General features: G+C 67.0%; 12 protein-coding genes. 6 read left to right on the forward strand and 6 right to left on the reverse strand.

Annotation, left to right across the window (positions count from 1 at the left end; genetic code table 11):
* Positions 1-203 precede the first annotated feature (203 nt).
* From SB786_RS32250 to SB786_RS32275, 6 genes are read right to left on the reverse strand one after another with little or no spacing between them, the layout of a single operon-like run.
* Positions 204-1,028: a phosphodiesterase gene (locus tag SB786_RS32250; protein WP_410730999.1), complete on the reverse strand. Its 825-nt coding sequence runs from the start codon at positions 1,026-1,028 to the stop codon at positions 204-206.
* A gap of 38 nt (positions 1,029-1,066) precedes the next feature.
* Positions 1,067-2,098 (reverse strand): ABC transporter ATP-binding protein, encoded by a 1,032-nt coding sequence (locus SB786_RS32255; RefSeq protein WP_410731000.1) that lies wholly within the window; start codon positions 2,096-2,098, stop codon positions 1,067-1,069.
* Positions 2,099-2,122: 24 nt separating this feature from the next.
* On the reverse strand, positions 2,123-3,019 hold the full coding sequence (locus SB786_RS32260; RefSeq protein ID WP_410731001.1) for an ABC transporter permease: 897 nt from the start codon (positions 3,017-3,019) through the stop codon (positions 2,123-2,125).
* A gap of 10 nt (positions 3,020-3,029) precedes the next feature.
* On the reverse strand, positions 3,030-3,854 hold the full coding sequence (locus SB786_RS32265) for an ABC transporter permease (RefSeq protein ID WP_410731003.1): 825 nt from the start codon (positions 3,852-3,854) through the stop codon (positions 3,030-3,032).
* 17 nt (positions 3,855-3,871) lie between these two features.
* A complete protein-coding gene (locus SB786_RS32270) occupies positions 3,872-4,900 on the reverse strand; it encodes an ABC transporter substrate-binding protein (protein ID WP_410731004.1) in 1,029 nt (342 codons plus the stop codon).
* Between the two features lie 59 nt (positions 4,901-4,959).
* Complete coding sequence (locus SB786_RS32275; protein ID WP_410731005.1) at positions 4,960-5,985, reverse strand: substrate-binding domain-containing protein; 1,026 nt, start codon at positions 5,983-5,985, stop codon at positions 4,960-4,962.
* 973 nt (positions 5,986-6,958) lie between these two features.
* On the opposite strand from SB786_RS32275, the gene SB786_RS32280 reads away from it, so the two are divergent.
* The 6 genes from SB786_RS32280 to SB786_RS32305 all read left to right on the forward strand — a co-directional run bounded on the left by SB786_RS32280 (position 6,959) and on the right by SB786_RS32305 (position 13,517).
* Entirely contained in the window at positions 6,959-7,972 is a 1,014-nt protein-coding gene (locus SB786_RS32280) for a hypothetical protein (RefSeq protein WP_410731040.1), read from the forward strand.
* A 336-nt stretch (positions 7,973-8,308) separates the two neighbouring features.
* Positions 8,309-8,455, forward strand: a complete 147-nt coding sequence (locus tag SB786_RS32285; protein WP_006760359.1) for a DUF3096 domain-containing protein — start codon at positions 8,309-8,311, stop codon at positions 8,453-8,455.
* A 408-nt stretch (positions 8,456-8,863) separates the two neighbouring features.
* A complete protein-coding gene (locus SB786_RS32290) occupies positions 8,864-9,490 on the forward strand; it encodes a flavin reductase family protein (protein WP_410731006.1) in 627 nt (208 codons plus the stop codon).
* Between the two features lie 400 nt (positions 9,491-9,890).
* Positions 9,891-11,123: a 3-methyl-2-oxobutanoate dehydrogenase (2-methylpropanoyl-transferring) subunit alpha gene (locus SB786_RS32295; protein WP_410731007.1), complete on the forward strand. Its 1,233-nt coding sequence runs from the start codon at positions 9,891-9,893 to the stop codon at positions 11,121-11,123.
* 2 nt (positions 11,124-11,125) lie between these two features.
* A complete protein-coding gene (locus SB786_RS32300; protein WP_410731008.1) occupies positions 11,126-12,169 on the forward strand; it encodes an alpha-ketoacid dehydrogenase subunit beta in 1,044 nt (347 codons plus the stop codon).
* A gap of 1 nt (position 12,170) precedes the next feature.
* Complete coding sequence (locus tag SB786_RS32305) at positions 12,171-13,517, forward strand: dihydrolipoamide acetyltransferase family protein (RefSeq protein ID WP_410731009.1); 1,347 nt, start codon at positions 12,171-12,173, stop codon at positions 13,515-13,517.
* Positions 13,518-13,521: the final 4 nt, after the last annotated feature.

Consider the following 13,521-nt stretch of genomic DNA (forward strand, 5'->3'; position numbering starts at 1 on the left):
GGCCAAGCGGCCAAGCGGCCAAGCGGCCAAGCGGCCAAGCGGCCAAGCGGCCAAGCGGCCAAGCGGCCAAGCGGCCAGGCGGTCAAGCGGTCAAGCGGTCAAGCGGCCCGCGTGAGCGCGGCTCGACGGGCCGCTATCGGCGCCGCTCGGCCGCAACGGGCTCCGACGGGCCGCCGCCGGTCATGCGCGCGCGATGTGCGTCGTCAGTCGACCAGTTCCCCGCTCGGTTCATAGAACGGATAAGGCCCGTCGCCTTCGTCCACGTACACGTGATGGGACATCATCCCCGTCTCCGGCGTATGGACGTGCACCGCGAACGCGGGCGGTTCGAGCCGGAACGCCGACGGCCCGTCCGCGCGCAGGTCGAACGCAACCTGATGCGCGGGCGCCGGCACGGCAGACGCGAGCGTGCCGCCGAAGCGCGTGAACATCGTCCGGTGCACGTGGCCGCACAACACGCGTTCGACGTTCGGATAGCCGCGCAGCAGCGCATCGAGCTTCGCGGCGGCGTCGGGCGCGAGGCGCAGCGCATCCATGTGCCGGATTCCGGACACGAACGGCGGATGATGCAGCGCGACGATCACCGGCCGGTCGCGCGCGGCGTCGAGCTGAGCGGCGAGCCACGCAAGGCGCGCGTCGCACAGGTCGCCGTGGCTCGCGCCGGGCACCTGCGAGTCGAGCGCGAGCACGCGCACCGCGCCGACGTCGAGCGCGTATTGCACGAACTCGCCGTCCTGCCATTCGGGGCGATCGGCGAACGCGCGGCGCAGCCCGGCGCGATCGTCGTGATTGCCGACCATCAGGTAATACGGAATCTCGAGCGGCGCGAGCAGGTCGCGCAGATGGCGATATTCGTCGTCGTGGCCGAAATCGGTCAGGTCGCCCGTGACGAGCACCGCGTCGGGGCGCGGCACCAGCGCGTTCAGCTTCGCGATGCAGCGCGCAAGCGCGGCGGCCGTGTCGACGCGCCGGTACGCGAGCTGGCCCGGACGCTTGATGTGGAGATCGCTGATTTGAGCAAGCAGCATCGTCGTTCCTCGGAATGTCTGGTTATCGTGGGGCGCCGTTACGCGGCGAGCGCGATCAGGCCTTCCGCCGCGATCGCGATGCCGACCGCCGTGCCGCGTGCGAGCTCGATGCGGCCCGGCACGTCGATCACGAGCGCGTCGGGCGCCGCATGCTCGATCGTGAGCCGCGTGCGCTCGCCGAGAAACGCGCACGCGCCGATCGCACCGCGCAGCGGCGCATGCGCGGGATCGGCGAGCTGCGCGTCTTCCGGGCGGAAGAACCACTCGTCGGCGGCGTGCGGCGTGACGATCGCGCCACCCGTCGTCACGAGCGCGCCGTCACGCCATTGTCCCGCAAGCCGGTTCAGCGTGCCGATGAACTGCGCGACCGTGCGGTTCGCCGGCCGGTAGTAGATGTCGCGCGGCGTGCCGATCTGCTCGATGCGGCCCGCGCCCATCACGACGATCCGGTCGCCGAGCTCCATCGCCTCGGCCTGGTCGTGCGTCACGTACACGGTCGTCACGCCGAGCTCGCGCAACAGCGCATTCATCTCGCGTCGCAGCACGTCGCGCAGCTTCGCGTCGAGCGCGGTCAGCGGTTCGTCGAGCAGCAGCACGCGCGGGCGCACCGCGAGCGCGCGCGCCAGCGCGACACGCTGGCGCTGGCCGCCCGACAGCTGATCGACCGGTTTGTCCGCGTGCGCGTCGAGCCGCATCATCGCGAGCAATTCGTCGACGCGTTCGCGCAGCGCGCGCGGCTCGGTCTTGCGAATCTTCAGTCCATAGCCGACGTTGCCGCGCACCGTCAGGTTCGGAAACAGCGCGTAGTTCTGGAACACCATGCCGACCTGGCGGCGCTCGATCGGAAGCCGGGTCACGTCGTCGCCGCCGAATGCGATCGTGCCGCCGGCGTCCGGCGTGTCGAGGCCGGCGATCAGGCGCAGCGTCGTCGTCTTGCCGCAGCCCGACGGGCCGAGCAGCACGAGCGTCTCGCCCGCGCCGATCGACAGGTCGAGCGGTTCGAGCACGCGCGTGCCGCGGAACGTCTTCGCGCAGCGGGTCAGGGTGATGGGCGTGGAATCGAGTTTCATGGGATCGGTAAAGTCAGCACAGGGTCAGCGCGGGCGGCGCTTCAGCGCGCGCGTGCCGGACGGATCGACGCCGAGCCACTGCATCGCGACGAGGAGCGGCAGCGTCATCAGCAGGAACACGATCGTGTAGGCGCTGCCGACTTCGAGCCGCAGCGACGCATAGGTATCGGCGAGTCCGACGGGCAGCGTCTTCGTGTCGGGCGTGTGCAGCATCCACGTCAGGTTGAATTCGCCGATCGACAGCGTGAGCACCGCGAGCGCGCCCGCGACGATGCCGGGGCGCAGGTTCGGCAGCACGATCGTGACGAAGCGCGTGACGAACGACGCGCCGAGGCTCGCCGCGCCTTCCTCGAGCGTGCGCAGGTCGGCACCCGCCGCGACGGCCGCGACCGCGCGCACCATGAACGGCAGCGTGAACACGACGTGGCCGACGACGATGAACCACAGGCTCATCCGGAATGCGGTGAAGCCGCCGTACACGACCAGCAGCGCGAGCGCCGACGCGAGGCCCGGCAGCGCGACCGGCAGCACCAGCGCTTCCTCGATCGCGCGGGCGACGCGGCTCTTGCTGCGCGCGAGCGCATAGCCGGCCGGCACGCCGATGGCGAGCACGATCGCAAGCGTCGCGAACGCGACGCCGAGCGACAGCGCGACCGAGCCCTGGTATTGCTGCCACACCTGTTCGAGCCAGCGCAGCGTGAGGCCGCTCGACAGCCCGCGGAAATAGTTGACGGTGAGGCCCGCGAGCACCGACATCACGACGGGCACGATCAGGAACGCGCACAGCAGCAGCGTGACGCTCCATTGCAGCGCGGCGATCGCGCGCGCGCCCGTGACGCGCGGCGCGCGTCGTGCGACGCCGTTCGCATGCGACGGAGCGGGCGCCGGCGACGGCGCGGACGAACCGGAAAGCGATTGCATGAAGGAATCCTCAGGCCGCGGCGGCGGCGGTATGGCCGGTGAACCGGCGCGCGAGCGCGAGCACGACCCACGTGACGATGCCGAGCACGATCGACAGGCCGGCCGCCGTCGCGATGTTCGCGTTCAACGTGAACTCGGTGTAGATCGTCATCGGCAGCACGTTCAGGTCGGTGGCGAGCGTAAACGCGGTGCCGAACGCGCCCATCGCGGTCGCGAAGCAGATCGCGCCGGCCGCGATCAGGCCCGGTGCGAGCGCCGGCAGCACGATGTCGATGAAGATGCGCCACGGCGACGCGCCGAGCGAGCGCGCGGCTTCCTCGAGCGACGCATCGAGCTTCGACGCGGCCGCGATCACGGTGACGATCACGCGCGGAATCGAGAAGTACAGGTAGCCGACGAACAGCCCGGCAACCGAATACGCGAACACCCACTTGTCGCCGGTCAGCTTCGCGGACAGCATGCCGACCAGCCCCTGCCGCCCGGCGAGCATGATCACCATGAAGCCGACCACGACGCCCGGGAACGCGAGCGGAAACGTGAGCAGCGCGAGCAGCACGCGCTTGCCCGCGAATTCGCGGCGCGCGAGCAGCAGGCCCGAGATCGTCGACAGCGCGAGCGTCGCGAGCGTGACGCCGGCCGACAACGCAACCGTTTCGCTGAGGCTCTTCATGTAGCGCGCATTGCCGAGCAGCGCCGCGTATTGCGTGAAGAACGCGCCGTCGGCGGACACGTGCACGAGCGCCGCCATCGGCAGCAGCCAGAACGCGGCGAACACCGCGAGCGCCGGCGCGACGAGTGCGACGCGCCAGCGCAGCGGGAAAGTCAGATCGAGCATCGCGTGGTTCCGGCCGCTTACTGCGTCGCCTGCAGGTATTGCAGGCCGAACGCCTGCTGGCCGGCCGCCATCTTGCCGAAGTCGACCGGTTTCGCGCGTGCGTATTCGCTCGCCGGCAGGAACTTCGCGGCGACGTCGGCGCCGAGCGTCTGGGCGCGCACCGGACGCAGATACGCGTTGGCCCACAGTTTCTGGCCTTCGTCCGACAGCACGAAGTCGAGCACCTTCTTGCCGTTCGCGTCGTGCGGCGCGCCCTTCACGAGGCTCATCACGTACGGCACCGCGATCGTGCCTTCCTGCGGAATCACGAACTCGACGTTCGCGTGATCCTTGTACTTCGCGCGATATGCGTCGAAGTCGTAGTCGAGCAGGATCGGAATCTCGCCGGACAGCACGCGCGCATACGCGGTCTGCTTCGGCACGATCGGCGCGTTCGCCTTCAGCTTGCGGAACCAGTCGAGCGCCGGCTTGAAGTTATCGAGGCTGCCGCCGAGCGCCTGGTTCACGGCGACCGCACTCGCATAGCCGACGAACGCGCTCGACGGATCGAGGTAGCCGACCATGCCCTTGTATTCGGGCTTCAGCAGATCGGCCCACGAGCGCGGCACCGGCTTGCCGTCGAGCGCGTCCTTGTTCACGAAGAAGCCGAGCGTGCCCGAGTGGATCGCGAACCAGTAGCCTTGCGGATCCTTCAGGTTCGCGGGAATGTCGTTCCAGTGCGCGGGCTTGTACGGCGCGATCACGCCCTTGTCCTTCGCCTGGAACGCCGACGACACGCCGAGATAGACGACGTCGGCGACCGGGCTCTTCTGTTCGGCGATCAACTGCGCGATTGCCTGGCCCGAGTTCTTGTTGTCGAACGGCACGCGGATCCCGGTTTTCTGCTTGATCGCCGCGATTTGCGCGGCCCAGTCGGCCCATTCGGGCGGGCAGTTGTAGCAGATCGCGGATTCGTCGGCATGGGCGGCTGGCGCGAACGCGACGAGGGCGGCGCAGGCGACGGGCGCGGCGAGCACGCGCAGCAGCGAGGTCAGGCGAAAGGACACGGCGGGTCTCCGGGCGGGGTAAGGGTAGTGGGCCGCGCGCGCTCGCGCGGCACACGCATTCAGGCTTCGTGCAACTGCAGGTTGGCGGCCGGCGGCGCGACCGTCGCGCCGTCGCGCACCGTGTGCGGCAGGATCAGCGACGTGCGCTCGATCGTCGCGCCGCCGATGCATTCGACGAGGCGTCGCCATGCATGACGGCCGATGTCCTGGTTCGGCGTCGCGACGCTGGCGAGCGGCGGGGCGAGCAGCTCGCCGATCGCGATGCCGTCGAAGCCGAGCACCGACAGGTCGTCGGGAATCGAGAAGCCCGCGCGGCGCAGGCCGCGCATCACGACCATCGCGAGCAGGTCGTTGCTGCAGAACAGGGCGGTCGGGCGCGTGGCTTGCGCGGTGAGGTGGGCGAGCACCGCGTCGGGCAGCTCGGCCGCGTTGAAGTCGACTTCGACCGGCGGCAATGTCGCGACGCCGGCTTCCTCGAGCGCTTGCGCGTAGCCGAGATGACGCTGGCGCGCGCGGTCAGACGCGGCGAGCGAGCCGGCCAGCATCAGCACGCGGCGATGGCCGCGCGCGGTCAGCAGACGGACGCCGTCGTAAGCGGCGCGGCGGTTGTCGACCGACACCGACGGGCGGCGTTGCGTGTCGTTGTGCATCAGCACATAGTGCGGGCCGTCGCTGTCGAGCATGTCGAGCAGCGGATGCGTGTCCGCGTCGGCGACCGTCAGGATCAGTCCTTCGACGCGTTGCTCGCGTAGCGTCTCGATCGCATGGCGCTCGCGTGCCGCGTCGTATTCGGTCGTCATCAGGATCAGCTTGAAGCCGGCGGCGGTCGCCAGTTCGTCGATGCCCTGCAGGCAGTCGGCGAACACCGGGTTCGACAGCGTCGGCACGACGACGCCGACAAGGCGTGTGCGCTCGCCGCGCAACTGCCGGCCGAGCGGGCTCGGGCGGAACTGCAGCGTGTCGATGGCGGTGCGGATCGTCGTCAGCGTGGCGGGGCTGACGGTATGCGGCGCGTTGATCGCACGCGAGACGGTGGCGATCGAAAAGCCGGCGAGCGCGGCGACATCCTTGATGGTCGGGGTCATGAAATTGCGCGATGTAAACGTTTTCGTCCGGAGGATTATCGATAATGTTTGTGACTTCGCGATGACTCACCAGACATCTGTTTCGTAAAAAATACGATACAAACATCGGACGTCTGGCGCCCGGCGAGCGGGCCCACTGATTGTATCGGGGGATGCTGCGGTGCGGTACGAAATCGATGGCGGTGTCGCGTCGAGATCAACGAACGCGTATCAATTCCGCTGCGGATGGTGAAGGCAAGCATGCTGCGGCGATGCACCGCGCGTGAATCAGGGAACGCATGCGCGAAGCAATGGTAGAATCGCGTCCGCCCTTTTGCCGGGGTGATGAAATTGGTAAACATAGCGGACTTAAACGATTGAGTGCCCGACCGGAAACGGTCGGTGCAGAACCCTTCAAATTCGGCGAAACCCCTGATGCGCGCATCGAGGCAACGCCGAGCCAAGCCTCGCGGTGAGATTGCAGCGAGGAAGGTGTAGAGACTAGACGGGGGGCGCCTAAGGCGCACGGGCGGCGATCACGCCCGCGCGCGACGGTGAAGGCATAGTCCAGCGCACGAACGGCGTCGTTTCCACGATGCCGGCTTCGAAAGAAGCAGTGTGACGAAAATCCGCCGCCTTAATTGGCTTGCCGGTTCAAGTCCGGTCCCCGGCACCAAAACCGCTTCCGTGTGATTCCACGAAGTTCCAAAGACCCGCGAGAAACAAGCCTCTCTCGCGGGTTTTTTGTTTTCACGGCGTTCCGTCGGGTGCGTTTGCCATCCCGGGGTATGCGGGGGTTTGTTCAGCGGTATGGGCGACATTCGTGGCCACCTTGGTAGGCGATACCCCCAATGCCTTTCACCGATGCCTCAACGCACACTGGTTCTTGTCGCTCCCGGAGTGCTGGCGGCCCCGTTGAGTACCAGATTCGATTCGCATGAAGTTCGGTCAGCCGTCGTCCAGCATCCGGGTTCAGCTCGCGTGGGGAGGCCAAATGGGACAGTGCCGTCGCGTCTATTCACGTTTCGTCGTCACTGGCTCGATCGCCGGCCTGGCGATTCTGGCAGGCCCGGGCCACGCGCACGCCGAGGACACTCCTTCGAACTCACCGACCGCGTTCAAGCCATCGGAAAGAACGATCAATGCTTATGCGGTGTATGGCGACGGACGCGCGACCGAGGGTGGCGATATGCATTGGCGTGCCTACGAAGTCGGCTTCGGCGACGTCTTGAACGACTACTTCTCGATCTACCTCGCCTATCTGAACGAGGGGCATCCGGCGGATCACCACCGTGACGGCTTCGCCGCCCTGGGTTCGTTTCGTTGGCCGATCGGTAATCGCGTGGCGCTCGAATTGTCGGCGGGGCCGTATTTCGGCATCGACACGACCCATGTCGACAACCAGGCGCGCAATGAAAAGCGCTGGGGCGTGCGCGCGTCGGCAGCGGTGCGGTATTACCTCGTTCCCGACCGCTTCTTCGTCAAGGTGCAGTACAACCACGTCCAGATGATTGGCGGATTCAATTCCGACGCGGTGCTGTTCGGCATCGGTTCGGATTTTGGCGGCGATCCTGGCCCCGCGTTGTCGGACGGCAAGACGCAGGTTAGCGTTTGGGCCGGGACGTCGCAGACGAACCGTCCTCAAGTGCCGATCGAAAAGGGCTATATGGTCGAAGTCAAGCGGCCGCTTGGCAATGCGTGGGCCTATTCCGCGAGCTTCGTCTACGAAGGCAATAATGGTGTCGCCGGCCGAAGAGGCGTGGCAGCGCAACTCTGGTACGTCGCGCCGATCAAGAGCAAGTGGACGCTTTCGGCAGGGGCGGGTCCGTATCTTTCGCACGATCGGGACGAAGTCTCGAGCAAAACGAGACTCAACGCGTTGCTCAGCGCGCAGGTGAGTTATCAGGTCACGAATGATTGGGCGGCGAGCTTGCGCTTCAATCGTGTCGCAACCGGCAACGACAAGGACCAGGACATGTTCATGGTCGGCTTGGCACGCAATTTCTAGGGCTTCATTCTCACGCGCGTCCTCGCGGCGCAATCTGAAATACATGCGGGCTCTGGCACAAGCATCGCACCACGAGCGGTGTTGCCGGATTCCGGCGTGCCGGCGGGATGGGCCGCGCGCGCTGAGCCGGGCACGAAAATCGCTGCGACACGCAAACAAACGTTGTACTGACAACCGACCAGGGGTTCAAGTTGCCTGCGTCGGTAAAAATCTCCCGCACATCACGGAATCGCGTGCAGCGTTGAAAGGGAGCGGCTACGAAGCGCAGGTTCGTGCAATACGCGTCCGCGGCGCTCCAGTCAGCGATTTCGCGATCTCTTGTTAAGGGGCAACGCCATGAACGTATTCACTAATTTGAGCCCATTGGTCTCGCTGATCGCCGGAATTCTGATTCTGGTGGTACCGCGCCTGCTGAATTACATCGTTGCGATCTACCTGATCATCATAGGATTGCTGGGACTTTTCGGCGGACACTTGCGCTGACGAGCCCTTTCCGCCACCGGCCGGGTTCAACGGCTTTCACGTTGTTGAAGGTTACGGAAATGCATTCGGGCGTGACCGTGCACGTCGTGGTCGGCGTGGCACGGATCGGGGTGGTTCGCCATCAGGAACCTGTCGAGTTTGGCAGGCGGCATCACCGATCGCTTCAATGCGATTCGACGAAGATTTGAAAAAACCGCGCGAAAATGAATGAGGCGCTCGCGGTTTTTTATTTGGTGTGGCGCATGCATCGGCGCTGCACCGTAGCTCGCGACTGCGCCTTCACTGCGACAAAACCGGCCCCATGTGATACTTGCCGCGCACATCGCACCGCACACCGTTGCCGCCCTCGGCACACGCGCGCCGGTCGATGGACTTCAACGCAGTTTGCCCGCCTCAAGACCACCCGCCATGACCGACTCGACCCATCACTATTACGAACCGTCGCAAGGCCACGGCCTCCCGCACGATCCGCTGAACGCCATCGTCGGCCCGCGCCCGATCGGCTGGATCTCTTCCCGCGGCAGCGACGGCACGATCAATCTCGCGCCGTACAGCTTCTTCAACGCATTCAACTATCGTCCGCCGATCATCGGCTTTTCGAGCACGGCCGCGAAGGACAGCCTGCGCAACGTGCAGGAGACCGGCGAGTTCGTCTGGAACCTCGCGACGCGCGATCTCGCCGACAGGATGAACCAGACCTGTGCGGCCGTGCCGTACGGCGTCGACGAATTCGAACTCGGCGGCCTGAGCGCGATCCCGTCGCACCTCGTCAATGTGCCGCGCGTCGCGGAAAGCGGCGTCAACTTCGAATGCAAGGTGACCGACGTGATCCCGCTGCGCGATCACCACGGCGTCGACACGCCGGCCACGCTGGTGCTTGGCGAAGTCATCGCCGTGCACATTCGCCACGACCTGCTGAAGGACGGCATTTTCGACACGTTCGGCGCGGGCATCATTCTTCGCGCGGGCGGCCCGTCGGCCTACGTGCACGTCAAGCCCGACAGCCGCTTCGACATCGCGCGCCCCGACGCGTAACGCATCGCGCCGGCACGAACCGGCAAGCGGGCGCGCAAGCGCCCGGGACCCACAGAGGCCCCGCCGAGACCCCGGATTTCGCGGGGTCTCGTGCTTCGTATCGTCCGACATGATCGATGCGCAGCAATCGGTGCGGCCTCGATCCGCCAGCTCCCGGCCGTTGACGCATCGCAGCACACGCGGCCTTCATTCATCGCGCCGGCGGCGCCGATCAGCCACCTTCGCCCCCCATGGCAAATCTGCTCACCGCAATCGAGCGGCTTGGTCATCGACGTCCCGCGCGGCGAGGCATAGATTTCCAAGGTTGGCGTGCTTATCCGTGCGCCAGCCCGCGCGTGAGCCGGCAACCGGCCGCGCGTTTCCATCAGCGTGAGACACAATCGAGCGTGGAGACGACACGATGAGCCTGTCAGAGCCATTGCGTCTGCATGTGCCGGAGCCCACCGGGCGTCCGGGCTGCAAGACGGATTTTTCCTATCTGCATCTATCGCCGGCCGGCGCGGTTCGCCGGCCGCCGATCGACGTTGCCCCCGCGGACACCGCCCATCTCGCCCGCAGCCTCGTGCGTGTGCTCGACGACCACGGCGCAGCGCTCGGCCCGTGGGCGCCGGACCTCGACGATGCGCGCCTGATCGCCGGGATGCGCGCGATGCTGAAGACCCGCATTTTCGACGCGCGCATGATGATCGCGCAGCGACAGAAGAAAATCTCCTTCTACATGTTGAGTCTCGGCGAAGAAGCGATCGGCGCCGCGCACGCGATGGCGCTGCGTCACGGCGACATGTGCTTCCCGACCTACCGCCAGCAAAGTATCCTGATCGCGCGCAACGTGCCGCTCGAACGGATGATCTGCCAGTTGATGTCGAACGAAGGCGACCCGCTGAAGGGGCGCCAGCTCCCGGTGATGTACTCGGACCGCGAAGCCGGCTTCTTCTCGATCTCCGGCAATCTCGCGACGCAGTTCATCCAGGCGGTCGGCTGGGCGATGGCGTCGGCGATCAAGGGCGACACGAAGATCGCGTCCGCGTGGATCGGCGACGGCGCGACGGCGGAAGCCGACTTCCACACCGCGCTGACGTTCGCGCACGTGTATCGCGCGCCGGTCGTGCTGAACGTCGTCAACAACCAGTGGGCGATCTCGACGTTCCAGGCGATCGCGGGCGGTGAGGGGACCACCTTCGCCGGGCGCGGCGTCGGCTGCGGCATCGCTTCGCTGCGCGTCGACGGCAACGACTTCCTCGCGATCTACGCGGCATCGACCTGGGCCGCCGAACGCGCGCGCCGCAATCTCGGCCCGACGCTGATCGAATGGGTCACCTACCGCGCGGGCGCGCATTCGACGTCGGACGATCCGACGAAATACCGGCCGAGCGACGACTGGGCCCATTTCCCGCTCGGCGATCCGATCGCGCGCTTCAAGCAGCACCTGATCGCGAAAGGCATCTGGTCGGACAGCGCGCACGACGCGCTCACGGCCGAGCTCGAAGCCGAAGTGATCGCCGCGCAGAAGGAAGCGGAGAAGTTCGGCACGCTGGCCGACGACCGGATTCCGTCGCCGGCCTCGATGTTCGACGACGTGTACAAGGAGCTGCCCGCGCACCTGCGCCGTCAGCGCCAGGAACTGGGAGCGTGATCATGGCGCAACAGGAAACGACGACGGCCTCGGCGCAGCCGATGACGATGATCCAGGCGCTGCGCTCCGCGATGGACGTGATGCTCGAGCGCGACGGCGACGTGGTCGTGTTCGGGCAGGACGTCGGCTACTTCGGCGGCGTGTTCCGCTGCACCGAAGGGCTGCAGGCCAAGTACGGCAAATCGCGCGTGTTCGATGCGCCGATCTCGGAAGGCGGGATCGTCGGCGCGGCGGTCGGGATGGGCGCGTATGGATTGCGGCCGGTCTGCGAGATCCAGTTCGCGGACTACTTCTACCCGGCGTCCGACCAGATCGTGTCGGAAGGCGCACGGCTGCGCTATCGCTCCGCGGGCCAGTTCACCGCGCCGATGACGATCCGGATGCCGTGCGGCGGCGGCATATACGGCGGCCAGACGCACAGCCAGAGCCCGGAGGCGATGTTCACGCAGGTCTGCGGACTGCGCACGGTGATGCCGTCGAATCCGTACGATGCGAAAGGGCTGCTGATCGCGTCGATCGAGAACGACGATCCGGTGATCTTCCTCGAACCGAAACGCCTGTACAACGGGCCGTTCGACGGCCATCACGAGCGTCCGGTCACATCGTGGCTCAAGCATCCGGGCAGCGCGGTGCCGGAAGGCTATTACACGGTGCCGCTCGATACGGCCGCCGTCGTGCGGCCCGGCAACGACTTGACGGTGCTGACGTACGGCACGACCGTCCACGTGTCGCTCGCCGCGGCCGAGGAGACCGGCATCGACGCCGAAGTGATCGACCTGCGCACGCTGTGGCCGGTCGACCTCGACACGATCGTCGCGTCGGTGCGCAAGACCGGCCGCTGCGTGGTGGTGCACGAAGCGACGCGCACCTGCGGCTACGGCGCGGAACTGGTATCGCTTGTCCAGGAGCACTGCTTCTACCATCTGGAAGCGCCGGTCGAGCGGACGACGGGCTGGGACACGCCGTATCCGCACGCGCAGGAATGGGCGTATTTCCCCGGCCCGGCCCGGGTTGGCGAAGCATTGCGACGCGTGATGGAGGCCTGAGATGGGGATTCATGTGATCAAGATGCCGGATATCGGCGAAGGGATCGCCGAGGTCGAGCTGGTGGCCTGGCATGTGGAAGTCGGGCAGACGATCAAGGAAGACCAGCCGCTCGCCGACGTGATGACCGACAAGGCGGCGGTGGAGATTCCGTCGCCGGTGGCGGGCAAGGTGCTGGCGCTGGGCGGCCGGATCGGCGAGATGATGGCGGTCGGCAGCGAGCTGATTCGTGTCGAAGTCGAAGGCGACGGCAACCTGAAACCGGGCGCGAAGGCACACGATGCCGGTGCGGATGCGACGCCGCGTCCGGCTTCGGTCGACGCGCCTGCCCGGTCATCGAAAGTCACCGAAGCTGCGGAAGCAGCCGAAGCGCACGACGCGCCGAAGGCCGCGCGCCACACCGCTGAGCGTGCACCGGCCGAGCCGCGTCGCACGGAACACGCGGCGCCGCCGCGCGCGGCCCTCGCGCCGGGCGAACGGCCGCTCGCGTCGCCTGCGGTGCGCCAGCGCGCATGGGACATGGGCATCGAGCTGCGCTACGTGCGCGGCACCGGCGAGGCCGGCAGGATCCTGCATGCGGACCTCGATGCATACGCACGCACGGGCGGCACGGCGGCGCGTGGCTCGCCAGCGCGCGGCTACGACGAGCGCAACGATGAAACCGAGGTGCCGGTGATCGGCCTGCGCCGCGCGATCGCGCGCAAGATGCAGGAAGCGAAGCGCCGCATTCCGCACTTCAGCTACGTCGAGGAGATCGACGTCACCGAGCTCGAATCGCTGCGCAGCGAGCTGAACCGACGCCACGGCGACGCGCGTGGCCGGCTCACGCCGCTGCCGCTGCTGATCCGCGCGCTGGTGCTCGCGCTGCGCGACTTCCCGCAGATCAACGCGCGCTACGACGACGAAGCCGGTGTCGTCACGCGTTACGGCGCGGTGCACATGGGCGTCGCGACGCAGACGGAGAGCGGCCTCACGGTGCCGGTGCTGCGTCATGCGGAAGCGCGCGACGTGTGGTCGATCTCGGCGGAAATCGCGCGGCTCGCCGACGCCGTGCGCGCGAACCGCGCGCAGCGCGACGAGCTGACCGGCTCGACGATCACGATCTCGAGCCTCGGCGCACTCGGCGGCATCGTGTCGACGCCGGTCATCAACCATCCCGAGGTCGGCATCGTCGGCGTGAACCGGATCGTCGAGCGGCCGATGATCCGCGACGGCGCGATCGTCGCGCGCAAGATGATGAACCTGTCGTCGTCGTTCGACCATCGCGTCGTCGACGGCGCGGACGCGGCCGAATTCATCCAGGCCGTGCGCGCGTTGCTCGAGCGCCCGGCGCTGCTGTTCGTGGAGTGAGCGC

Source organism: Burkholderia sp. SIMBA_062, from assembly GCF_046534765.1.
In the GTDB taxonomy this organism is placed as follows: domain Bacteria; phylum Pseudomonadota; class Gammaproteobacteria; order Burkholderiales; family Burkholderiaceae; genus Burkholderia; species Burkholderia ambifaria.